This window comes from Pseudomonas sp. URMO17WK12:I11, assembly GCF_007677725.1.
GTDB lineage: Bacteria > Pseudomonadota > Gammaproteobacteria > Pseudomonadales > Pseudomonadaceae > Aquipseudomonas.
Genome location: NZ_VEDF01000003.1, coordinates 133,487 through 155,814 on the forward strand (window position 1 = coordinate 133,487; position 22,328 = coordinate 155,814).

At 62.8% G+C, this 22,328-nt stretch carries 18 protein-coding genes; 5 read left to right on the forward strand and 13 right to left on the reverse strand.

Going from position 1 to position 22,328, the window contains the following annotated elements:
• Positions 1 to 229: 229 nt before the first annotated feature.
• The 7 genes from gltS to arcD (FS665_RS06915) all read right to left on the reverse strand — a co-directional run bounded on the left by gltS (position 230) and on the right by arcD (FS665_RS06915) (position 8,467).
• Positions 230 to 1,432 (reverse strand): sodium/glutamate symporter, encoded by a 1,203-nt coding sequence (gltS, locus tag FS665_RS06885; RefSeq protein WP_145185312.1) that lies wholly within the window; start codon positions 1,430 to 1,432, stop codon positions 230 to 232.
• Positions 1,433 to 1,540: 108 nt separating this feature from the next.
• Positions 1,541 to 3,049, reverse strand: a complete 1,509-nt coding sequence (locus FS665_RS06890; RefSeq protein ID WP_145185315.1) for a sigma-54-dependent transcriptional regulator — start codon at positions 3,047 to 3,049, stop codon at positions 1,541 to 1,543.
• 172 nt (positions 3,050 to 3,221) lie between these two features.
• A complete protein-coding gene (locus tag FS665_RS06895; protein ID WP_145185318.1) occupies positions 3,222 to 3,590 on the reverse strand; it encodes a DUF5064 family protein in 369 nt (122 codons plus the stop codon).
• A 56-nt stretch (positions 3,591 to 3,646) separates the two neighbouring features.
• On the reverse strand, positions 3,647 to 4,576 hold the full coding sequence (gene arcC, locus FS665_RS06900; RefSeq protein WP_145185321.1) for a carbamate kinase: 930 nt from the start codon (positions 4,574 to 4,576) through the stop codon (positions 3,647 to 3,649).
• 84 nt (positions 4,577 to 4,660) lie between these two features.
• Positions 4,661 to 5,671: an ornithine carbamoyltransferase gene (locus tag FS665_RS06905; RefSeq protein ID WP_145185324.1), complete on the reverse strand. Its 1,011-nt coding sequence runs from the start codon at positions 5,669 to 5,671 to the stop codon at positions 4,661 to 4,663.
• Between the two features lie 68 nt (positions 5,672 to 5,739).
• Positions 5,740 to 7,005, reverse strand: coding sequence for an arginine deiminase (gene arcA / locus FS665_RS06910; RefSeq protein WP_145185327.1), 1,266 nt, complete (start codon positions 7,003 to 7,005; stop codon positions 5,740 to 5,742).
• Positions 7,006 to 7,039: 34 nt separating this feature from the next.
• On the reverse strand, positions 7,040 to 8,467 hold the full coding sequence (arcD, locus tag FS665_RS06915; RefSeq protein WP_145185330.1) for an arginine-ornithine antiporter: 1,428 nt from the start codon (positions 8,465 to 8,467) through the stop codon (positions 7,040 to 7,042).
• Positions 8,468 to 8,899: 432 nt separating this feature from the next.
• Between arcD (FS665_RS06915) and arcD (FS665_RS06920) the strand changes: the two genes are divergently transcribed.
• Positions 8,900 to 10,327 (forward strand): arginine-ornithine antiporter, encoded by a 1,428-nt coding sequence (gene arcD / locus FS665_RS06920; RefSeq protein ID WP_145185333.1) that lies wholly within the window; start codon positions 8,900 to 8,902, stop codon positions 10,325 to 10,327.
• Here the strand turns inward: arcD (FS665_RS06920) and FS665_RS06925 are convergent.
• The 6 genes from FS665_RS06925 to gap form a co-directional block, all read right to left on the reverse strand.
• On the reverse strand, positions 10,307 to 10,720 hold the full coding sequence (locus FS665_RS06925; protein WP_145185336.1) for a YbaN family protein: 414 nt from the start codon (positions 10,718 to 10,720) through the stop codon (positions 10,307 to 10,309). The genes arcD (FS665_RS06920) and FS665_RS06925 overlap by 21 nt on opposite strands.
• 53 nt (positions 10,721 to 10,773) lie before the next feature.
• Entirely contained in the window at positions 10,774 to 11,367 is a 594-nt protein-coding gene (locus FS665_RS06930; protein ID WP_145185339.1) for a biliverdin-producing heme oxygenase, read from the reverse strand.
• 134 nt (positions 11,368 to 11,501) lie between these two features.
• Complete coding sequence (locus FS665_RS06935; protein ID WP_145185342.1) at positions 11,502 to 14,090, reverse strand: TonB-dependent receptor; 2,589 nt, start codon at positions 14,088 to 14,090, stop codon at positions 11,502 to 11,504.
• Positions 14,091 to 14,214: 124 nt separating this feature from the next.
• A complete protein-coding gene (locus FS665_RS06940; RefSeq protein ID WP_145185345.1) occupies positions 14,215 to 15,177 on the reverse strand; it encodes a FecR domain-containing protein in 963 nt (320 codons plus the stop codon).
• 88 nt (positions 15,178 to 15,265) lie between these two features.
• Positions 15,266 to 15,778: an RNA polymerase sigma factor gene (locus tag FS665_RS06945; RefSeq protein ID WP_145185348.1), complete on the reverse strand. Its 513-nt coding sequence runs from the start codon at positions 15,776 to 15,778 to the stop codon at positions 15,266 to 15,268.
• A gap of 172 nt (positions 15,779 to 15,950) precedes the next feature.
• The gene (gene gap, locus FS665_RS06950) at positions 15,951 to 16,952 is read right to left on the reverse strand and encodes a type I glyceraldehyde-3-phosphate dehydrogenase (protein WP_145185351.1); all 1,002 of its coding nucleotides are present in this window, start codon (positions 16,950 to 16,952) and stop codon (positions 15,951 to 15,953) included.
• Positions 16,953 to 17,218: 266 nt separating this feature from the next.
• Between gap and edd the strand changes: the two genes are divergently transcribed.
• The 4 genes from edd to FS665_RS06970 all read left to right on the forward strand — a co-directional run bounded on the left by edd (position 17,219) and on the right by FS665_RS06970 (position 22,234).
• Positions 17,219 to 19,045 carry a phosphogluconate dehydratase gene (gene edd, locus FS665_RS06955; protein ID WP_145185354.1) on the forward strand — a complete coding sequence of 609 codons (1,827 nt, stop codon included), beginning with the start codon at positions 17,219 to 17,221 and terminating at the stop codon, positions 19,043 to 19,045.
• Complete coding sequence (locus FS665_RS06960; protein ID WP_145185357.1) at positions 19,042 to 20,001, forward strand: glucokinase; 960 nt, start codon at positions 19,042 to 19,044, stop codon at positions 19,999 to 20,001. Before edd ends, FS665_RS06960 begins: the two co-directional genes overlap by 4 nt.
• Before the next feature lie 72 nt (positions 20,002 to 20,073).
• On the forward strand, positions 20,074 to 20,799 hold the full coding sequence (gene gltR, locus FS665_RS06965; RefSeq protein ID WP_145185360.1) for a two-component system response regulator GltR: 726 nt from the start codon (positions 20,074 to 20,076) through the stop codon (positions 20,797 to 20,799).
• Positions 20,780 to 22,234 carry an ATP-binding protein gene (locus tag FS665_RS06970; protein WP_145185362.1) on the forward strand — a complete coding sequence of 485 codons (1,455 nt, stop codon included), beginning with the start codon at positions 20,780 to 20,782 and terminating at the stop codon, positions 22,232 to 22,234. Before gltR ends, FS665_RS06970 begins: the two co-directional genes overlap by 20 nt.
• Positions 22,235 to 22,328: the final 94 nt, after the last annotated feature.

Genomic DNA, 22,328 nt, shown 5'->3' on the forward strand with positions numbered 1-22,328 from the left:
ACTGCAAGGGCCTAAGCAATAAAGCGGCCAATAGTAAAATTTCTATATCTATCAATAGGATAAGTAATTCTAGCGAGCACTGAGCGCGTGCGCTGTATTGAAAACGCTACGCCAGGCGCAAGGAAGGAAAGGGTTTGAGCATCAAACCCTTATAAATGGGACGTGTAAGGCTTGAGTAACGATTGCGTTACGCTGGAATGGAATCGCTACGGTAGGTTGATACCGCTAATCATCCCGAGACGAAAGGCAGGGCTAGGTACAGCTTGATCACAATCACGTTGATGATGTCGATGAAAAAGGCGCCAACCATCGGTACGACCAGGAAAGCCAGCTGCGACGGCCCGAAGCGATGGGTGACGGCCTGCATGTTGGCGATGGCGGTGGGGGTCGCACCCAAGCCGAAACCGCAATGCCCGGCAGCCAGAACAGCGGCATCGTAATTGCTGCCCATCACCCGGAAAGTCACGAAGATCGCGAACAACGCCATCAGCAACGTCTGCATCGCCAGTATCAGCAGAAACGGCAAGGCCAGGGCGGCCAGATCCCAGAGTTTCAGGGACATCAGCGCGATGGCCAGGAACAGCGACAGGCTCACGTTGCCCAGCACCGAGACTTCACGCTCGAACACTTGGTAGACCCCCAGGGCAGACAGCCCATTGCGCAGCATCACACCGACGAACAACACGCACACGAAGGTGGGCAGCTCGAACGCGGTGTCCTGCAGCTGGCCATTGAGCAAGGTGCCGCCCAGCAGGCTCACGGCAATCAATGCCAGCGTTTCGATGAAGGAAAACGGTGTGATCAAGCGCTCCACAGTGGGTTCTTCGAAACCTTTAGGGCAGTGCTGCACCACCTGATCGGCGCCTGGCACTTGCACGCGCTTGAGCAGCAGGCGGGCAACCGGGCCGCCGATCAAGCCGCCCAGCACCAGGCCGAAAGTGGCCGAGGCCAGGGCGAGCTCCGAAGCAGACGCCAGACCATACTTCTCGCTGAAGGTCGTGCCCCAGGCGGCGCCTGTGCCGTGGCCCCCGGAAAGGGTAATTGAGCCAGTCAGCAAGCCCATCAGCGGGTCCAGGCCCAGTGCCGTGGCCAGGCCAATGCCCATGGCATTCTGCACCAGCAACAGGCCGGTGACGGCGAGGAGGAAGACGCCCACCACACGGCCGCCTTTCTTCAAGCTGGCAAGGTCGGCGTTCAGGCCAATGGTGGCAAAAAATGCCAGCATCAACGGAGCCTGTAGGGAGGTGTCGAATTGGACCTTGACGTCGAAGCTGCGCAGAACCAGCAACACCAGCGCGACCAGCAGTCCTCCCGCCACAGGCTCGGGGATATTGTAGGTTCGGAGCAAAGCGATCCGTGTCACCAGACCATGGCCCAGCAACAGGACCAGGGAGGCGGCGACCAAGGTGCCGTAGAAGTCGAGTTCGAGCATGACAGGCGTTCTTTCCATCAACAGGGATGGACGCCATTTTCGCAGCAGTGGTTGTTGAAGTATTGCTAACGCCCGTAGGGTTAATCCGAAACTTGGCAGGGAAAAGGCTTAGCTTTTGTTTGGAATCCCATATTTGCGCAACCTTTGGGCGATGGCGGTGTGCGATGTGCACAATCGCGCCGCCAGCTGGCGTGTGGACGGGTGAGCCGGGAACAGGCGCTGCAGCAGTTCACGCTCAAAGTCACCGACGGCTTGTTCAAGGCTTGCCACTTCGCCCTCCTGCCCACGCGCAACGGCGGTACCGGCGATGTCCAGGTCGCCGATATCCACCCGGTCGCTTTCGCAGATGGCGGCGGCGCGGAAAATCACGTTCTGCAACTGCCGTACATTGCCCGGCCAGGGGTTGGCCAGCAGCGCCGAATGGGTGGCTGGGGTGAGGCGGCAAGGTGGCCGCTGGATCTGCGTGCAGGCTTGCTGCATGAAATAGTGCGCCAGCATCAGGATGTCCTGGCCACGCTCGCGCAGTGGCGGCACCTGCAGGTTGAGCACATTGAGGCGGTAGAACAGGTCTTCACGGAAAGTGCCTTCGGCCACCATGCGCTCCAGATCGCGGTGGGTGGCGCTGATGATACGCACATCCACCTTGACCTCGCGGTCCCCGCCCACGCGGCGGAAGCTGCCGTCGCTGAGAAAACGCAGCAGTTTGGCTTGCAGGTATGGCGACATCTCGCCGATCTCGTCGAGAAACACCGTGCCCTGGTTGGCCAGTTCCATCAGCCCCGGCTTGCCGCCGCGCTGGGCACCGGTGAAGGCACCGGGGGCGTAGCCGAACAGCTCGCTCTCGGCCAGGCTCTCGGGCAGCGCGGCGCAGTTAAGCGCCAGAAACGGTGCAGCGTGGCGGCTGCTGACCGCGTGGCAGGCGCGGGCGACCAGCTCTTTGCCGGTGCCGGTTTCGCCGTGCACCAGCAGCGGCGCGTCCAGGGTCGCCACGCGCACGGCGCGGGCCTTGAGCGTGCGGATGGCCGGCGATTCACCGAGCAAGGCATCGAAGCCTTCGGCATGGTCGTGGTGCAGGGCCGACAGGCGCTCGCCCATGCGGTTGGGCGCATAGAGCGTCAGCAGGCCGCCAGCATTGGTGATCGGCGAGGCGTCGAGCAGCAGGCTCTGGCCGTTGAGCTGCATTTCGCGCATCGGCAGGCGAAAGTTGTTGTCCAGCAGCGCTTGCAACAGGCCCGGATCGTTGAACAGATCGGCCACCGAGCGCCCTGCCGACTCGCGTCCGCACAAGGCGATCAGGGCCGGGTTGGCCAGCAGCACCTTGCCGGCGCTGTCGACGGCCAGGACCGGGTCGCTCATGGCGGCCAGCAGGGCATCGAGCTGCAGGTGACGGCGCTGACCCGGAAGGATGTCGACCACGTCCACCGACTGCACGCCCTGGACTTCGAACAGGGCGTCGTGCAGTTCTTCAAGCACCGCAGGGCTGAGGGTCGGGGCGTCGATGTAGACGTTCGGCGGGACCATCTCCACGGCGTCCAGGTTGAGGTGGCGGGCACCGAGCAGGGCGAGGACTTCCTGGGTGATGCCAACGCGGTCGATGAAGCTGACGTGGATGCGCATGGGGGATGATGACGATGATGGCCTGGAAAGTCGCTAGTATGCCTCAACATCGCCGGGGCCGCCTTGCGGCCCTTTCGCGACACAAGGCCGCTCCTACAGGGCGCGCGAAACGTTGGTAGGGTCGGCGTTGTGCCGCGAAAGGGCCGTGCAGTAATAGCCCCAGAGTTGCAAATCACTGCAGATGTTCAGGTTTGATCGGGTCGCCGGACTTCACCTCCAGTTTCTGCCGGATGTCTTCGAACATCGCATCGTAGATCTTGTGTGGCGAGGCCAGGGTTTCGAATTTTTTCGGTGGGGTGAGGTAGTGTTGAGCCTTGCGGCTGAGCACCATCAGAAAGCTTGGCAGCACCTGATCCTTGGCCAGGAAATACTGTTCATCCACCGGCTGGCCTTCGATGCTGCCATGCATGTGGAACGCGATGCCCCGTCCTTCCTTGTCATCGGTGACCGCTTTGTACTCGATGGTCAGGTCATAGCTGTGATCGCTGTTGTTCAGCGCGGTGCGTTCGATGTGCACGTGGCCTGGTTCAAACTTTGCCATGGCAGACTCCTCGGATAAATTGAATTGGCGGGCCCTGGCGAGCCCGCCCAGTGCATTCAACGGTAGCTGATGCCCGGCTTTTCGGTGCTCACCCGAGTTCCCGCAGTGCCTTTGACGATGTGTTCGATATTCTCCAGCGAGCTGATCACTGCCACCTTGCCGGTGTGACGTGCGAAATCACACGCCGCCTGTACCTTCGGCCCCATTGACCCTGCTGCGAAGCCCAGACGCTCGAGTTCCTCAGGGTGAGCCTGGGCGATGGCCTTCTGCGTCGGCTTGCCCCAGTCGATGTAGGCGGCATCGACGTCGGTGGCGATGACCAGCAGGTCGGCTTCCAGCTGCTCGGCCAACAGTGCCGAGCAGAGGTCCTTGTCGATCACCGCCTCGATGCCTTTGAGCTTCCGGGTTTCATCGTACAGGGTGGGAATACCGCCACCACCGGCACAGATCACGATACTGCCTTTCTCCAGCAACCACTTGATCGGGCGGATTTCGAAGATGCGCTTGGGTTTTGGGCTGGCAACCACGCGGCGGTACTTGTCGCCGTCGGCCTTGACTACCCAGCCTTTATCCTTGGCCAAGCGTTCGGCTTCTTCCTTGCCGTAGACCGGGCCGATGAACTTGCTGGGGTCCTTGAACGCTGGATCATTGGCGTCGACCTCCACCTGGGTGAGCAGGGTAGCGAACGGCACTTCGAAGTCCAGCAGGTTGCCCAGTTCCTGTTCGATCATGTAGCCGATCATGCCCTCGGTCTCAGCGCCCAGCACGTCCAGCGGATAGGCCTCGTCAGGCTTGTAGGACAGCCCTTGCAGGGCCAGCAGACCCACCTGGGGGCCGTTGCCATGGGCAATGACCAATTGGTTGCCCGGGTGGATCTTGGCGATCTGCTCGGTGGCGGTACGGATATTGGCTCGCTGATTGTCAGCGGTCATGGGTTCGCCGCGACGCAGCAGGGCGTTGCCGCCCAATGCAACAACGATACGCATGGGAAATGTCCTTTGCAGGAGCTGCAAGCGGCAGGCTGCGCGCGCTGTGTCTTGCCGCTCGCAGCTTGCCACGCGCAGCAGTGGTCAGAGGTCGGCCAGGGTCGATACGAGGATGGCCTTGATGGTGTGCATGCGGTTTTCCGCCTGCTCGAAGGCGATGCAGGCTGGCGACTCGAACACGTCGTCAGTCACCTCGATACCGTTGGCCAGGTCCGGATATTGCTCGGCGATCTGCTTGCCGACCTTGGTCTCGGAGTTGTGGAAGGCTGGCAGGCAGTGCATGAACTTGGTACGTGGGTTGCCGCTGGCTTTCATCAGCTCCTTGTTCACCTGGTAAGGCTTGAGCAGCTTGATGCGCTCGCCCCAGGCTTCGATCGGCTCGCCCATCGACACCCAGACGTCGGTATGGATGAAGTCGACGCCCTTGACCGCCGCCTTGGCGTCTTCAGTCAGGGTGATGCGCGCGCCGCTTTCTTCGGCGTACTGCTTGCAGCGCTGCACCAGGTCATCGTGCGGCCACAGGTCCTTGGGCGCGGCGATGCGCACATCCATGCCCAGCTTGGCGCCGATCAGCAGCAACGAATTACCCATGTTGTTGCGCGCGTCGCCCAGGTAGGCGTAGCTGATGTCGTGCAGCGGCTTGTCGCTGTGTTCGCGCATGGTCAGCACGTCGGCGATCATCTGGGTCGGGTGGTACTCATCGGTCAGGCCATTGAACACCGGAACGCCGGCGAATTTGGCCAGTTCCTCGACGATCTCCTGCTTGAAGCCACGGTACTCGATGGCGTCGTACATGCGCCCGAGCACGCGGGCGGTGTCCTTCATGCTTTCCTTGTGGCCGATCTGCGAGGAGTTCGGGTCGATGTAGGTCACGTTGGCGCCTTGATCGTAGGCGGCGACTTCGAACGCGCAGCGGGTGCGGGTCGAGGTTTTTTCGAAGATCAAGGCGATGTTGTTGCCTTTGAGGTGCTGCTGTTCGGTACCGGTGTACTTGGCCCGCTTGAGGTCGCGGGACAGGTCCAGCAGGTACTTGAGCTCGCGGGTGGTGTGGTGTTCGAGGCTGAGCAGGTTGCGATTGTGAATATTGAACGCCATGACAGTTCTCCTTGGATTCGGTGATGTCCCGGCCGCCACCGGGTAGGTGCGGCCGGGCGTGATGGACGTTAGTAATCGATGGGGTCGCGCACGATCGGGCAGGTCATGCAGTGGCCGCCGCCACGGCCGCGGCCCAGTTCGCCGGCACTGATGGTGATGACTTCGATACCGGCTTTGCGCAGCAGGGTGTTGGTATAGGTGTTACGGTCGTAGCCGATGACCACGCCGGGCTCCAGGGCTACCACGTTGTTGCCGTCATCCCACTGTTCGCGTTCGGCGGCGAAGCTGTTGCCACCGGTCTCGACGACGCGCAGCTGGACCCCGAGCCGTTCGCCCACCACGTCGATGAACGACTTGTGCTCGCGGCGCACGTCCATGCTGTAAGGCTTGCTTTCATCTGGGCGGATGATGAACGGCACGATGTCCTTGACCACTTCCGGGAAGACCGTCACCAGGTCGCGGTCGCAGAAGCTGAATACGGTGTCCAGGTGCATGGCTGCGCGCGACTTCGGCAGACCGGCGACTACCACTTCGCGCACTGCGCCTTTGGCGAACAGGTTGCGGGCCAATTGGCCGATGGCCTGGCGCGAGGTACGTTCGCCCATGCCGATGAGCACGATGCCATTGCCGATTGGCATCACGTCACCGCCTTCGAGGGTGGATTGGCCATGCTCCTTGTCCGGGTCGCCGTACCAGATTTCGAAATCGGCGTTGGTGAACTGCGGGTGGAACTTGTAGATAGCAGTGGTGAGCAAGGTTTCCTGGCGGCGTGCCGGCCAGTACATCGGGTTCAGCGTTACACCGCCGTAGATCCAGCAGGTGGTGTCACGGGTGAACTGGGTGTTGGGCAGCGGCGGCAGGATGAAGCTGGAGTGGCCCAGGTATTCGTTGTACATCTTGACCACATCGGCGCTTTCGCTTTGTGGCAGATCCTGGCCTGCGACCCCGCCGATCAGGAATTCGGCCAGATGACGCGGCTCCAGGCTTCCCAGCCAGCTGTGCACCTCGTTACGCAAACCCACGCCGACGGTATCGTCGGTGATCTTGCGCTCGAGGATCCAGTTCAGCGCCGCGGGCTGCTGAACGATGTCGGTCAGCAGGTTGTGCATTTCCAGCACCTCGACCCCGCGTTCGCGCATCTTTGTGACGAAGTCGAAATGATCGCGCTTGGCCTGGTCGACCCAGATCACGTCATCGAACAGCAGCTCGTCGCAGTTGCTCGGGGTCAGGCGCTTGTGTGCAAGGCCTGGGGCGCAGACCATCACCTTGCGCAGCTTGCCGGCTTCGGAGTGGACACCGTACTTCTGTTTTTCAGCGGACTTTTCAGCGGACATGATTTTCATTCCTCCAAGTAAGCGAAAACGGGGTTCAGAGGGTAAGGAAGCCGTCGTACAGGCCGTAGGCTGCCACCAGGGCACCGATGACCACGGCGGCGAAGATCAGCTTTTCCACCTGGGTGAAGATCGGCTGGCCCACTTCGCGCTTGGCCTTGGCGAACAGGATCGCGCCGGGGGCATACAGCAGGGCCGAGAGCAGCAGGTATTTCACGCCGCCGGCGTACAGCAGCCAGATGGCGTAGGCCAGGGCGATGGCGCCGATGAACAGGTCTTTCTTGCGTTCGGCCAGGGCTTGCTCATAGGTTTCGCTGCGCAGGGCCAGCAGGAACGCGTAGGCCGCCGACCACAGATACGGCACCAGGATCATCGAGGTCGCCAGGTAGATCAGCGATAAGTAGGTACTGCTGGAGAACAAGGTGATGATCAGGAAGATCTGCACCATGGCGTTGGTCAGCCACAGCGCGTTGGCCGGCACCTGATTGGCGTTTTCGCGGCGCAGGAACTCCGGCATGGTGTGATCCTTGGCGGCGGCGAACATGATCTCCGCGCACAGCAGCACCCACGACAGCAGCGCCCCGAGCAGCGAGATGATCAAGCCGACGCTGATCAACACCGCGCCCCAATGCCCGACCACGTGTTCCAGCACCGCGGCCATCGATGGGTTCTGCAGGCCAGCCAGCTCTGGCTGAGTCATGATGCCCAGCGACAACACGTTGACCAGTACCAGGAACAACAGCACGGTGATGAAGCCGATGACCGTAGCCTTGCCCACGTCCGAGCGTTTTTCCGCCCGTGACGAGAAGATGCTTGCCCCCTCGATGCCGATGAACACCCAGACGGTGACCAGCATCATGTTGCGCACCTGGTTCATCACGCTGCCCAGCTCTGGCGTGCCCAGGCCCCAGATGTCGGCAGTGAAGATGTCGAGCCTGAAGGCGAACAGGCAGATCAGCGCGAACAGCACCAGCGGCACGACCTTGGCCACCGTGGTGACCAGGTTGATGAAGGCGGCTTCCTTGATCCCGCGCAGCACCAGAAAGTGCACGGCCCATAGCAGGATCGAGGCGCCAATGATCGCCGCCGGCGTGTTGCCCTCGCCAAAGAGTGGGAAGAAGTAGCCCAGGGTGCTGAACAGCAGGACGAAATAACCGACGTTGCCCAGCCAGGCGCTGATCCAGTAGCCCCAGGCGGACGAGAAACCCATGTAGTCACCGAAACCGGCCTTGGCATAGGCATACACACCGCCATCCAGGTCAGGTTTGCGGTTAGCCAGGGTCTGGAACACGAAGGCCAGGGTCAACATGCCAACTGCGGTGATGGCCCAACCGATCAGCACCGCACCGACTCCAGCGCTGGCGGCCATGTTTTGCGGTAACGAAAAAATACCGCCGCCAATCATCGAACCGACCACCAGCGCAACTAACGCGCCAAGCTTTAGTTTTCCGGAAGATTCAGACATTTAACAACTCCTGCCAGGAGAAAGTTGACAACAGGCTAACGCTGTTGCCGATGCCGTGATCTGATCTGGGTCAGTCCACGGGAGCGTGAAGTAGGAATATTCCCTCACGCGACTCCTGGAGAGTGCCGACTGCTGGGCTGCAGGCCGGATCACTGGCACCTCCCTGTCCTTCTAGAGCAAACGCTCTGTTTAGCCTGCGGACTTATGAAGCTAGCTGCTTTTGACGGCTTCGCAAACCGCCGCTAAAAATTAATGAGTTTTATTAGAGCGGTTTTGTCAGCGCGTACAACTGACATTTTTATCAGGTGCGGCCGTTAGACAAACTAGTTATGAGTGCTATAGCTTTAATGTCCTAACTTCTTTGCGCAGTTCGGGCTATTAAAGCGCTTCGGCTGTTGCAATCGGGTGACAGACCATGACAAAGGCGAGTTCATGAGCGAACCGGGACACAAGCTGCGATTGGGCGCATTGATCGCGCTGGTGGTCGGCTCGATGATTGGCGGCGGTATTTTCTCGCTGCCGCAGAACATGGCAGCGCGCGCCGACGTTGGCGCCGTGCTGATCGGTTGGGCGATCACGGCGGTCGGCATGCTGGCCCTGGCCTTCGTGTTCCAGACCTTGGCCAATCGCAAGCCTGAGCTCGATTCGGGCGTATACGCCTACGCCAAGGCAGGCTTCGGCGACTACATGGGCTTTTCTTCGGCCTGGGGTTACTGGATCAGTGCCTGGTTGGGCAACGTCGGCTATTTCGTGCTGCTGTTCAGCACCTTGGGGTTCTACTTTCCGGTATTCGGCGAAGGCAACACCCCGGTGGCCATCGGCTGCGCCTCCTTGCTGCTGTGGGCGGTGCATTTCCTGGTTCTGCGCGGTATCAAGGAGGCTGCGTTCATCAACCAGGTGACCACGGTCGCCAAGGTGGTGCCGCTGCTGATATTCATCGTGATTGCCGCATTCGCCTTTCGCGCCGACATCTTCACCCGCGATATCTGGGGCCTGAGCAATCCGCAGTTCGGCAATGTGCTGGATCAGGTACGCAACATGATGCTGGTGACCGTCTTCGTGTTCATTGGCATCGAAGGCGCCAGCGTGTACTCGGGGCGCGCGCAGCGCCGTGCGGATGTGGGCAAGGCCACCGTGATCGGCTTTCTGGGCGTGCTGGCGCTTCTGGTGCTGGTCAACGTGCTATCGCTCGGGGTCATGACCCAGCCTGAACTCGCGCAGTTGCAGAATCCGTCGCTGGCCTCGGTGCTGGAGCATATCGTCGGGCCCTGGGGGGCGTTGTTGATCAGCGTTGGCCTGGCAGTGTCGTTGCTCGGAGCGCTACTGTCATGGGCGCTGTTGTGCGCCGAAATCCTCTACGCCACCGCCCGTGACAAGACCATGCCGCGGTTTCTGGCCAAGGAAAACACCAACCACGTACCGGCCAACGCGCTGTGGCTGACCAACAGCATGATCCAGGGCTTTCTGTTGATCACCCTGGTGTCTGCCGGCACCTATACCAGCCTGATCTACCTGGCATCGTCGATGATTCTGGTGCCCTACCTGTGGTCGGCGGCTTATGCGCTGCTGCTGGCCTGGCGCGGCGAAGGCTACCAGGCCCAGCCACGGCTGCGGCGCAAGGACCTGCTGGTGGCGGTGCTGGCGCTGGTGTATGCGCTATGGCTGCTGTACGCCGGGGGGCTCAAGTACCTGCTGCTGTCGGCGCTGCTCTACGCGCCCGGGGTGATCCTGTTTGCCCGGGCCAAGCACGAGCAAGGGCAAGCCGTGTTCAGCGGATGGGAAAAGCTGATCTTCGCCGCGGTGCTGGCCGGTGCGGCACTGGCCGCCTACCTGTTGTTTTCAGGGCTGCTGAGCTTGTGACGGGGCAGGGGCGGCACGTTCCGGACGCGACCAGATCCACAGATTGCCCAGGGTCATGCCAGTAATGGCGAGAAACACCGGCCAGTGGTGTTCGAGAAAGGCCAGCATCAAGCAGGCACACAGCAGCATACTCAGGGTCGCACTGACCTTGGCGCGGCGCTGAATCACCTTGCCATTGCGCCAGTTGTAGAGAATCGGCCCGAACAGCCGGTGGTTTTCCAGCCAGGCGGACAAGCGCGGCGAACTACGGGTTGCGGCCCAGGCGGCGAGCAGGATGAATTCGGTGGTCGGCAGGCCCGGAATGACGATGGCGACCAGGCCGATGCCCAGGCTCAGGTAGGCCAGGATGCCGTACAGCAGGCGGGAAATCTTCGAGCGTGCAGGTTGGGTCATGGTCTCACTGCAAAAGCGTTCGGCCACCGAAGAGGTGGCCGCTTGGGGGCGTTTCAGGCCAGCGCCGGTGTTGCAGCATAGGCGTGCTTGAGCAATTCGGTGAAGCGCTCGAAGGCGGCCACTGCACCGCGTTCGGCGGCAGCGTCCTGCTCGGGCGACAGCGCCAGGCCGTCAAGGATTCGAGTGAACTGCTTCCAGCCTTCGGCACGCCCTGCCGGCGGCTCGCCCAGGTGCCGCGCGCCGAAGCTGTCGGACAGCCCCAACGCCACTGCGCGCTTGATCAGAAACGCAGCGCCAAGTTTGGAGCCTTCAGAGACGAAGATCCAGCCCAACGCTTCAGCCAGTGACGGATTGTGCAGGGCGCCTGCCACCGGGGCAGGCACCTCGCTGTTGAGGTCGGCCAGGTCCAGGCACGCCTGCTCGGCCCGGCAACGCTCGGCCAGGTCCGGGACGATGGCGATCAGTTGCGGGTCGTTATAAAGCGCCTTGAGTTCGGCCTGGAACAGGTATTGGGCGGCGACGAAGCGGGCGAAGCTGTCGCGGCTTTCGAACGGGGCGTGGGCTTTGACCAGGGCGTCCAGCTCCGCGTGCGGAGCGTGGGTGACCTGGTTCAGACGTTGCGAGCGCAGGGCAGGGCGGTCGGTCATGAGAATGTCCTTGGTGAATGAGGGCGTCTAGTGACGAGACGAAACAACGGGGCTCGGACCGTAAAAACGGGTGTACGGGCTTGTATCAGCGGCCCTTGTGCGGCGCTGATGCTGCGCAAGGGCCGGTGCCGCGGTCAGATATCCCACACCACATTGATGGCGAAATTGCGACCCGGCAGGGTCAGGCGGTCGAGGTTGGCCGGCTGGGTCACGGCGGCCTCGCCCTGGCCGTCATAGCCACGCACCGAATCCCATTGCCAGTATTTCTTGTCGGTGAGGTTGTACAGGCCGGCGTTGACAGTGACGCCTTCGGTCACCTTGTAGAAGCCGCTCAGGTCGAGCACGCCATAGCCCGGTGTGCGGAACTGCGTGCTCTGACCATCCGGAGCGAAGAACGTGGTGTCGTCGACCCGGGTCTTGCGCTTGACCAGGGTCCAGCTCAGCAGACCGCCATACTGCGCCTGCTCGTAGCCGAGGCCAAACACCCCGGTCAGTGGGTTGACGCTATTGAGGGGCTGGCCGTTGTCGTCGTTGCGGCCATTGGCATAGGCGATGGCGCCTTGGGTGTACCAGCCCTGCGGCGCACCGAAGTGATCGAGGTTCAGGCGACCCTTGACCTCGGCGCCCTTGATGGTGGCGTGCTTGATGTTGTTGGCCTGGAAGGTGGTTTGCAGGTTGGCCGACTGCACCGCATCTTCGTCGATGAAGTCGCGGTACTTGTTGTAGAACACCGCGACGTCGAAGTGCCCCGCGTCGAAATTGCCACGCAGTCCGGTTTCGTAGCTTTTGCTTTTCTCAGGCTCAAGGCCTGGATTGCCGCGCACGCTGTAGCCGAGCGTCGGGTTGTCGAAGCGGCCGTACATGGACTTGGCGGTCGGCGTGCGGAAGCCTTCGGCGTACTGAGCGTACCAGGTGTGGTGCTCGTCCAAGCTGTAGGTCGCGCCGAACTTGGGTGAAACGCGGTGCCAGGTCTTGTCGGCATCGTCGATGCTACCGGGCGCCGCCCCCGAGCCTTGGATGCCACGCAGAAATGCGTCGGTGAATTTCGGTTGCATGCGCGTGTAGTCGTAGCGAGCGCCGGGCAGGAAGGTCCAGTCGTTCCAGCGGATCTCATCCTGGGCGAACAGGCTGTAGGTATTGATCGTCGGGTCCGGGAAGTCGCTGACCTGCGCCTGCACATCGGTGCCGCTTACCTGGCCAATCGCGCGGCAAGCGCCACTGACCGCCACGCACACGCCATTACCGCTGCGCGAGCCGGTGACCTTCTCGTGCTTGAGGGTGGTGCCATAGGTCAGCAGATGGTCGCTCTCGCCGATGCTGAAGGCTTTGTCCAGTTGAGCGTCGAACACCCACTGGCGATCTTTGTATGTGGTATCGCGAGTGCGCAACACCTGGCGCCCCGGAGGCGAATAAAGCTCTTCGGTGCGTTGGTCGGTCTTGGCGATCTGGTAGTTGAGACTCCACTTGATATGATCGGCAAACTGCGTATCCACAGCCAAATCATGAAGGATGCCGAAGCGTTCGCGGGTCACGGTATCGTTGCCGCTTCGCGCTTTGTAGTAATCCATCGCCCTGAAACCGGGAATGAACGGCCCACCCACGGCGCTGAGGACATTCTGGTCGCGGTCATCCTTGTAGCGCTCGTAAGTCAGGGCCAGACGCGCCTCATCGGCGTAATCCCAACCCAGTTTGGCCAGCACATTGGTGGTCCGCGCATCTTCCGGATTGGCCTCGGTGCGCGACAGCCCCGTGCCGCCGTGGCCGCCGTAAGACTCCGTTTCGTGCCCGTCGCGCCGGCTCAGGTGCAACAGCCCGTCGAACTCGCCTTGGCGCCCTGCCACGCTGGCCGATTTCAGCCAGCTGTCGTCGGCCGAGCTGTAGCCAGTCTTCAGACGAGCGCCGACGTCTTTGCCCGGCTTGATGATGTCTTCTGGGTCGAGGGTGAAGTAGCTGACCGCGCCGCCGATGGCGTTGCTGCCGTACAGCACCGAAGCGGGGCCACGGAGGATCTCCACGCGTTTGACGATCTCGGGGTCGACATAGTTGCGCTGGGTCTGGGCATAGGGCCCGTAGAAGAAGCTGTCCGGGATCGATACGCCGTCGATCTGCGTCAGCACCCGCTCGCCATCGATCCCGCGAATGTTATAGCCATTTAGACCGCTGCGCTGACCGGTGCCGGCGACGGAAACGCCTGGTTCATAGCGCACCAGTGCGTGGATGTCGTTGACGTTCTGCCGGTCCAGTTGCTCACGGGTCTGCACGCTCACGGTGCTGGGCACCAGGGTAACGTCCTGGGCGCTGCGGGTGGCGCTGACGGTGAGTTGTTGCAGGGCCACGACGTTGCCCGGCGCTTGGCGCTCGAGCACCACATTGGCATCGCCGATCTTGCGCACCCCAAGCCCGGTTCCTTGCAGCAGGCGCTTGAGCGCGGCATCGGGCGGGAGCGATCCGCGTACCCCGGGCGAGGCGATGCCGCTGGCCAGCTCGGCGCTGAAACCGACCTGCCAGCCGGTGATCTGACTAAACGCGTTGATCGCATCGACCAGCGGTTGCTGGCCGATGTCGAAGCGGTAGGCGCCCATGCGCGGGCTGCTGGCCTCGGCCGGCTGAGCAGCCAGCACCGGCAAGCTGCAGGCGCCGCTGGCAAGTAACGCCAGGGTCAGCAGCGACAGTTGCCCGGTACGGCGGGGAAAGGTGGTTGGGCGAGACGAACCTGTGGACATCGAAAGCGCTCCCTGTCGCGCGAACTGTTATAGGTGTTGACCGATCTTGGTATGAACAAGAATCAGTTGCATTGGCTATAACGAGACGCATGAGGCTGCGCAATCGCGTAAAAAAACCTTCAGCTCAATTGATGATGACCACGGCAGGAAACTCATGCAGCTGCGCCGAGGTGATGTGCGCCAGTGCCCGCAAGGTTTCCAGCGGCTGATCGAGGCGGTAGTTGCCGGTGACCGCCATGTCTTCGAGGTGGCTGTTGTGGTTGATGATCCAGCCAGGGTAGTAGCGCCGAAGTTCGGCCAGCACCTGGCTCATTGGGCAGTTCTCGAACACCAGGCGACCATCGATCCAGGCCAGGTCCTTGTGCATGTCTGGGCGTTGACGTTGGCCAAAACCCTGCGGGCCGACGCTGATGCTCTCGCCGGCGCGCAGACGGATACGCTGGTCGCGGTTGCCTTGCAGGTCGACGTCGCCGCGTTGCACGCGGACCTGGGTCTCGCCGTCGAGGTAGCGCACGGCAAAATCGGTATCGCGGACCTGCGCCCGCAGCGGGCCAGCTCGGACTTCCAACGCAGGCTGCGCACCGCCCGGCACCTGGAAGTACGCTTCACCTTGCAGCAGGCGCGCCACTTGTCTTCCACTGCGCTGGTCACTGGCAAACGCCGAGTCGGTATTGAGCAGCACCTGGGCGCCGCCGTCGAGCGAAAGGCGCTGCCGTTCGCCGACCACGGTCAGGTGATCGGCCTGCAGGCGCACTGGCAGGTTGCCGAAGCTCACCAGCCCGATCAGCAGCACGGCGGCGGCAGCCAGCGGCTTGCGGTAGGCGCGCAGGCGGCCGCGCAGGGAGCGGCGCTGCCGTTGCTGCAGCTGCACAGCCGCCTGACGCAGCGGTGCGCCGTTCCACAAGGCCTCGGCCTGAACGTAGGCTTCGGCGTTCTCGGGCGCTGCGCTGAGCCACTGCTCGAAGGCAAGGGTGTCGGCGCTGCTGGCGCCTTGCAGGCGCAGCAGCCAGTCCAGTGCCTCGTCCAGCGCGCGGGCGCGGGCGTCGGGCTCGCTGGCGGTTGGGCGAGGCACGGGGCAGTCGGTCACAGTGGGTCCTTGCAGGTTTTTGCGAATCATCAAGGCTTGCGCCGGGCATGGCAAGGGCTGCGCCGCATCTCCAGGGCCAGCGGTCGGCTCAGCGCAGGCGCTCGGCCACACCCATGCAGATCGCCATGATCAGCTTCAGCTCCTTTTGCACCGTGCTTGGCGAGACCTTGAGCTGTTCGGCGATCTCCTGGTAGCTGGCGCCATGCACACGGCTGAGCATGAAAATGCGCCGTTGGCGCTCAGTCAATTGATTGAGGCTGACGCTCAGCTGCTTGAGCAATTGCTCGGCGTGTGCGGCGTCTTCGCTGCTGCCCAACGGCGCGGCGACATTGTGCAGGACCTCCTCGGGCACATCGTCGACCAGCATGCGCGCCTGTGCGCGGCGACTGCGCAGGTGGTCCAGGGCGAGGTTGCGTGCGGTCTGGAAGACGAAAGGTTCGAGATGTTCCACTGGGCGCTCGCGCAAGGCCCGCGATACCCTGAGGTAGGTTTCCTGCAGCAGGTCCTCAGCGGTGCTGGGGTTGCTCACCATGCGCTGCAAGGTACGCAGCAGCGACAGGCGCTGAGTGACGAAGACAGCGTTGAACCGGGACTGACTCACGGGGAAACCTGACCGATGAAAAGCTAATGATAATGCTTATCATCTGATCATCAGGTCAAGCGCGGATGTGTTAGCAAAAGGTAAAGATCGTAACGCGGCTGCAGGGCCGACCAAGCGCCACCCAGGCGGCGCTCGAGCCTTCCAGCCCTGGAAAATCTTTGGGTCGCCCAGCCTACTTGGCGTGTGCCAGTGCCAGGCAGTTATCCAACATGCGGTTGGAGAACCCCCACTCGTTGTCATACCAGGCCAGGACCTTGACCATGCGACCCTCTGCTCGGGTGTGATTGGCATCGAAGATCGACGACAGCGGGTTGTGGTTGAAGTCGCATGACACCAGTGGCAGGGCATTGTAGCCCAGCACCTTGGAATGCCTGCTCGCCTCCAGGAACACTTGATTGACCTGCTCGGCAGTCGCTTCGCGCTTGAGGTTCACCGTCAGATCGACCAACGACACATTGATGACCGGCACCCGCACCGCCATGCCGGTGAGTTTGCCGGCCAATTCCGGTAGCACCAGGCCAACCGCCTCGGCGGCGCCGGTCTTGCTGGGGATCATCGACTGGGTCGCCGAGCGGGCACGGTAGGGGTCGCTGTGGTAGACATCGGTCAGCACCTGGTCGTTGGTGTAGGCGTGAATGGTGGTCATCAGCCCCTGTTCGATGCCGAACTCGCGGTGCAACACCTGGGCGATCGGTGCCAGGCAGTTGGTGGTGCACGACGCGTTGGAAATCACCTGGTGCGAGGCGCGCAGAATATCGTGGTTGACGCCGTAGACCACGGTTGCATCGACGCCTTTGCCCGGCGCCGAGACGATCACCTTGCCGGCGCCGGCGGCCAGATGCGCAGCAGCCTTGGCGCGCTCGGTGAACAGCCCGGTGCACTCGAACACCACGTCGATCGCTTCGGCTTTCCACGGCAACTCGGCAGGATTGCGGATGGCGCTCACGGCGATTCGGTCACCGTTGACCGTCAGGCTTTCATGATCGGCTTCGACCTGTGCATCGAACGCGCCGTGCACGCTGTCATATTTGAGCAGGTGAGCGTTCATCGCACTGTCGCCCAAGTCGTTGATGGCGACGACCTGAAGGTCTTGGCGGTAGCCTTGGGTATACAGTGCGCGCAGGACGTTGCGACCAATGCGGCCGAATCCGTTGATGGCGATACGTAGAGTCATGGCAGTACCTCTGGCGGTCGAAGTGAAACCTGTGGCACAAAGTAGCTTCACTGAAACGGTTTTGTTGTTGGAATTACAAGATTATTCACTCTCCGATAGAAAACAAGCCTTTTTGATGGCAGTATTTTGTTTAAATATACAACGAGCGGTTAGGCGCACCGCCTTTCCTGACGCTGCGACCCGCCCCTGCCTTGAGCCTAGGCGGCATTCGCTGGAAGGGGAAACGCCTGGCAAACCGCCCTTACCCATAGCCTGGAGTCCAGTACATGCACCCGCGCATCCTTGAGGTCACCCAACGGCTGATCGAACGCAGCCGTGCCACCCGCGAACGCTACCTGCAGCTGATTCGTGGCGCGGCCAGTGACGGACCCATGCGGGCCAGCCTGCAATGCGCCAACTTCGCCCACGGCGTGGCGGGTTGTGGCAGCGACGACAAGCAGACCCTGCGCCTGATGAACGCGGCCAACGTCGCCATCGTCTCGGCCTACAACGACATGCTTTCGGCCCACCAGCCCTACCTGCACTTCCCCGAACAGATCAAACAGGCGCTGCGCGACGTCGGTTCGGTCGGCCAGTTCGCTGGCGGGGTGCCGGCCATGTGCGATGGTGTCACCCAGGGCGAACCGGGCATGGAGCTGGCCATCGCCAGCCGCGAAGTGATCGCCATGTCTACCGCCGTTGCCCTGTCGCACAACATGTTCGACGCCGCCCTAATGCTGGGCATCTGCGACAAGATCGTGCCTGGCCTGATGATGGGGGCGTTGCGTTTCGGTCACCTGCCGACCGTGTTCGTACCCGGCGGGCCGATGGTCTCGGGCATCTCCAACAAGCAGAAGGCCGACGTGCGCCAGCGCTATGCCGAGGGCAAGGCCAGCCGCGAGGAGTTGCTGGAGTCGGAAATGAACTCCTACCACAGCCCCGGCACCTGCACCTTCTACGGCACCGCCAACACCAACCAGTTGGTCATGGAAGTAATGGGCCTGCACCTGCCAGGCGCCTCGTTCGTCAACCCCTATACGCCGCTGCGCGATGCCCTGACCGCCGAGGCGGCGCAGCAGGTCACGCGCATGACCAAAGCCAGCGGCAACTTCATGCCGCTGGGTGAAATCGTCGATGAAAAGGCCCTGGTCAACGCCATCGTCGCCCTGCATGCCACTGGGGGCTCGACCAACCACACCCTGCACATCCCGGCGATCGCCCAGGCGGCGGGTATTCAGCTCACCTGGCAGGACATGGCCGAACTCTCCGAAGTGGTGCCGACCCTGTCCCACGTCTACCCCAACGGCAAGGCCGACATCAACCACTTCCAGGCTGCCGGCGGCATGGCGTTCCTGATCCGCGAGCTGCTCGATGCCGGGTTGCTGCATGAGGACGTCAACACCGTGGCCGGTCATGGCCTGCGCCGCTACACCCAGGAGCCGTTCCTCGATAATGGCAAACTGGTATGGCGCGAAGGCCCGCAGCAGAGTCTCGATGAGACCATCCTGCGCCCAGTGGCGCGGCCGTTCTCGGCCGAGGGCGGGTTGCGCGTCATGCAAGGCAACCTGGGCCGCGGCGTGATGAAGGTATCGGCGGTGGCGCCGGAGCACCGAGTGGTCGAGGCTCCGGCACGGATCTTCCACGATCAGCAGTCGTTGGCCGAGGCGTTCAAGGCCGGCGACCTGGAGTGCGATTTCGTGGCCGTGGTGCGCTTCCAGGGCCCGCGCTGCAACGGCATGCCCGAGCTGCACAAGCTGACGCCTTACCTGGGCGTGCTGCAGGACCGCGGCTACCAGGTGGCGCTGGTGACCGACGGGCGCATGTCGGGCGCTTCGGGCAAGATCCCGGCGGCCATTCATGTCTGCCCGGAAGCGTTCGATGGTGGGCCGCTGGCAAGATTGCGCGATGGTGATAGGGTACGGGTCGATGGCGTCGAAGGCACGTTGCAGGTGATGGTGTCGGCCGAAGAGCTGGCCAGTCGTGACCTGCCAGCCGCGCCCCAGGGCAACGACCTGGGCTGCGGCCGTGAGCTGTTCGGCTTCATGCGCATGGCGTTCAGCCCGGCCGAGCAGGGCGCGAGCGCCTTCACCTCGGCTCTGGAGAACCTCAAATGAAGGACCTGCTGGTTGGCGACATCGGTGGCACCAATGCCCGTTTTGCTGTGTGGCGTGACAATCAGCTGCATGAAGTCCAGGTCTTTGCGACGGCGGACTACACCAGTCCCGAGCAAGCCATCGAAACCTACCTCGAAGGCCACGGCATCGTCCGTGGTCAACTCAGGGCGGTCTGCCTGGCGGTGGCAGGCCCGGTCGACGGCGATGAATTTCGCTTCACCAACAACCACTGGCGGCTGAGCCGCAGCGCCTTTTGCAGCAGGCTGCAGGTCGAGCACCTGGTATTGATCAACGATTTCACCGCCATGGCGCTGGGCATGACCCGGCTGCGCCAGGGCGAGTACCGCGAGGTGTGTCCAGGCCAGGCCGATCCGTTGCGTCCGGCCTTGGTGATTGGCCCGGGCACCGGGCTGGGCGTAGGCTCGCTGCTGCGCGTGGGCGAACGGCGCTGGCAGGCGCTGCCCGGCGAAGGCGGGCATGTCGACCTGCCGGTGGGCAATGCCCGTGAAGCGGCGATCCATCAGCAGATCCATGGCCAGATCGGGCATGTCAGTGCCGAGACCGTACTCAGTGGTGGCGGGCTGGTGCGTCTGTACCAGGCCATGTGCGTCATCGATGGCGACACACCGCGACACCAGACCCCGGCGCAGATCACCGATGCGGCCCTGGGCGGCGAGCCGCGGGCGCTGGCGGTGGTCGAGCAGTTCTGTCGCTTCCTCGGGCGCGTGGCCGGTAACAATGTCCTGACCCTGGGCGCGCGTGGCGGGGTTTATATTGTCGGCGGCGTCATTCCGCGCTTCGCCGAATTGTTTCTGCGCAGCGGCTTTGCCACCAGCTTCGCCGACAAAGGTTGCATGAGTGGTTACTTCGCCGGCGTGCCGGTGTGGCTGGTCACCGCAGAATTCTCTGGACTGCTGGGCGCGGGGGTGGCATTACAGCAGACGCTGCACGATTGATCGGGGGCCGCAGCGCAGCCCCTTTGACCAAGCAGGCGACGAAGACCTGCGAAAACAAGAGGGCGGGACACCTTGAGCACTGCCGGAAAATCCATCCTGATGGTCGACGACGATCGGGAAATTCGTGAACTGCTGCAAACCTACCTGAGCCGCGCCGGCTTCCAGGTGCACGCCGAAGCCGATGGCAAGGGCTTTCGCCGCGCCCTAGAAAACATGCCCTGCGACCTGATGATCCTCGACGTCATGCTGCCCGACGAAGACGGCTTCAGCCTGTGCCGCTGGGTGCGCCAGCATCCACGCCAGTCACGGGTACCGATCATCATGCTCACCGCCAGCTCCGATGAAGCCGATCGCGTCATCGGCCTGGAACTGGGCGCCGATGACTACCTGGGCAAACCCTTCAGCCCGCGTGAACTGCAGGCGCGCATCAAGGCCCTGCTGCGCCGCAGCGAGTTCGGCCAGGCGGCGCCAGCCAGTGCCGTGCTGGCCTTCGATGACTGGCGACTGGATACCATCAGCCACCGGCTGTTCCACCGTGATGGCGAAGAGGTGATTTTGTCCGGTGCCGACTTCGCCCTGCTCAAGCTGTTTCTCGATCACCCGCAGCAGATTCTCGACCGCGACACCATCGGCAATGCCACCCGTGGCCGCGAGCCGATGCCGCTGGACCGCATCGTCGACATGGCGGTCAGTCGCCTGCGCCAACGGCTGCGCGACACCGACAAACCGCCGCGGCTGATCCGTACCGTGCGTGGCAGTGGTTACCTGCTGGCAGCCCATGTCTGCTGCGCGGGCTGAGCGGCGCTGGCGCTTGCTGCCACGCTCGCTGCTCGGGCGCATGCTGCTGCTGACCTTGCTCGTGGTGCTGCTGGCCCAGGGGTTGTCGAGCTTCATCTGGGTCGCGCAACTGCGCGCCAGCCAGGTGCAAGGGCTGCGCGCCAGTGCTGCAAGCCTGGCCCATTCGATGAGCGCCAGCGTCAGCTATTTTCGCTCGCTGCCGGTAGCGTATCGGCCCATGGTGCTCGACCAGCTGCGCAGCATGGGCGGGACGCGGTTCTTCGTGTCGCTCAACGACAAGCCGCTGGATATGCCGCTGCTCCCGGTCACCCCGCGCAAGCAGGCGGTGATCGAGGTGTTCCAGCAGGTGCTACGCGAGCGCCTCGGTCCTCAGGTGGAGATTTCCGTCGAGTTCGTCGGCCCCGACGACCTGCGTATTTTCAACAGCGGCCTGAAGCTCGATGAGCTGCCACGCTCCTGGGCGCATTATTCGCTGACCCTCGAACCGCTCAACCCGCCTGTGCTGGTGACCCAGATCCGCCTGGGCGAGGGCGAGTGGCTGTACATCGCTTCGTTGATGCCAGAGCCCTACACCAGCCTGGAAGCCGAGCGCTTGCCGCGCCAGCAGATCGGCTTCATCGTGCTCACCACGGCACTGTTGCTGCTGTTCATCGGCTTGCTGGTGCACTGGCAGAGCTGGCCGCTCAAACGCCTGGCGCGGGCTGCGCGCGATCTGTCGCTGGGTGCCGATGTTGCGCCAGTGCCTGAAGGCGGGGGCAGTGAGGTGGTCGAGGTAGGCCGCGCGTTCAACAGCATGCGCGAGCGCATCAGCCGCTACCTGACCGAGCGTGCGCAACTGTTCAGCGCCATTTCCCACGACCTGCGTACGCCGATTACGCGCTTGCGCCTGCGCGTCGAGCTGCTCGACGACGAACGTCTGCAGGCCAAGTTCAGCCAGGACCTGGACGAGCTGGAGTTGTTGGTCAAGGGCGCGCTGCAATGCGTCAAGGACACCGACATCCACGAAAACATCGAACCGGTCGACCTCAACCAGGTGCTGGAGATCCTCGCCGAACCCTATCTGGGCGACGGCCGCATCACCGTCGAAGGGCGTGCGCTGGCGCCGTATCCGGGTAAGCCCCTGGCGTTACGCCGCTGTATTGGCAACCTGATCGACAATGCCATCAAGTACGGCCAGCGGGCGCGTCTGCGCATCATCGACAGTGCCGAGGGCTTCGTCCTGCAGGTCGACGACCAGGGGCCTGGGGTGCCGCAACAGCAGATGGAGCAGGTGTTCGAGCCGCATTTTCGCCTGGCCGGGCAGCAGCAGGGCTACGGCCTGGGCCTGGGTATCGCACGCAACATCGCCCATAGTCATGGCGGCGAGGTGAGTTTGCTCAACCTGCGCGAGGGCGGCTTGCGGGTCACGCTGCACCTGCCACGGGGCAGCGACTGAGTATGTCACCGGTCGGTGACATACCCGCTCGGGTTCGTGACATCCCGGCCAGGACGGCTGGTTAGACTCTGCACACCACTAGCAAGGAACGCGC

What these genes read in the sequence shown, in the direction of transcription:
- gltS (WP_145185312.1), bottom strand. Translation starts at nt 1,432, where the DNA reads ATGCTCGAACTCGACTTCTACGGCACCTTGGTCGCCGCCTCCCTGGTC.
- FS665_RS06890 (WP_145185315.1), bottom strand. Translation starts at nt 3,049, where the DNA reads ATGCGCATCCACGTCAGCTTCATCGACCGCGTTGGCATCACCCAGGAA.
- FS665_RS06895 (WP_145185318.1), bottom strand. Translation starts at nt 3,590, where the DNA reads ATGGCAAAGTTTGAACCAGGCCACGTGCACATCGAACGCACCGCGCTG.
- arcC (WP_145185321.1), bottom strand. Translation starts at nt 4,576, where the DNA reads ATGCGTATCGTTGTTGCATTGGGCGGCAACGCCCTGCTGCGTCGCGGC.
- FS665_RS06905 (WP_145185324.1), bottom strand. Translation starts at nt 5,671, where the DNA reads ATGGCGTTCAATATTCACAATCGCAACCTGCTCAGCCTCGAACACCAC.
- arcA (WP_145185327.1), bottom strand. Translation starts at nt 7,005, where the DNA reads ATGTCCGCTGAAAAGTCCGCTGAAAAACAGAAGTACGGTGTCCACTCC.
- arcD (WP_145185330.1), bottom strand. Translation starts at nt 8,467, where the DNA reads ATGTCTGAATCTTCCGGAAAACTAAAGCTTGGCGCGTTAGTTGCGCTG.
- arcD (WP_145185333.1), top strand. Translation starts at nt 8,900, where the DNA reads ATGAGCGAACCGGGACACAAGCTGCGATTGGGCGCATTGATCGCGCTG.
- FS665_RS06925 (WP_145185336.1), bottom strand. Translation starts at nt 10,720, where the DNA reads ATGACCCAACCTGCACGCTCGAAGATTTCCCGCCTGCTGTACGGCATC.
- FS665_RS06930 (WP_145185339.1), bottom strand. Translation starts at nt 11,367, where the DNA reads ATGACCGACCGCCCTGCCCTGCGCTCGCAACGTCTGAACCAGGTCACC.
- FS665_RS06935 (WP_145185342.1), bottom strand. Translation starts at nt 14,090, where the DNA reads ATGTCCACAGGTTCGTCTCGCCCAACCACCTTTCCCCGCCGTACCGGG.
- gap (WP_145185351.1), bottom strand. Translation starts at nt 16,952, where the DNA reads ATGACTCTACGTATCGCCATCAACGGATTCGGCCGCATTGGTCGCAAC.
- edd (WP_145185354.1), top strand. Translation starts at nt 17,219, where the DNA reads ATGCACCCGCGCATCCTTGAGGTCACCCAACGGCTGATCGAACGCAGC.
- FS665_RS06960 (WP_145185357.1), top strand. Translation starts at nt 19,042, where the DNA reads ATGAAGGACCTGCTGGTTGGCGACATCGGTGGCACCAATGCCCGTTTT.
- FS665_RS06970 (WP_145185362.1), top strand. Translation starts at nt 20,780, where the DNA reads ATGTCTGCTGCGCGGGCTGAGCGGCGCTGGCGCTTGCTGCCACGCTCG.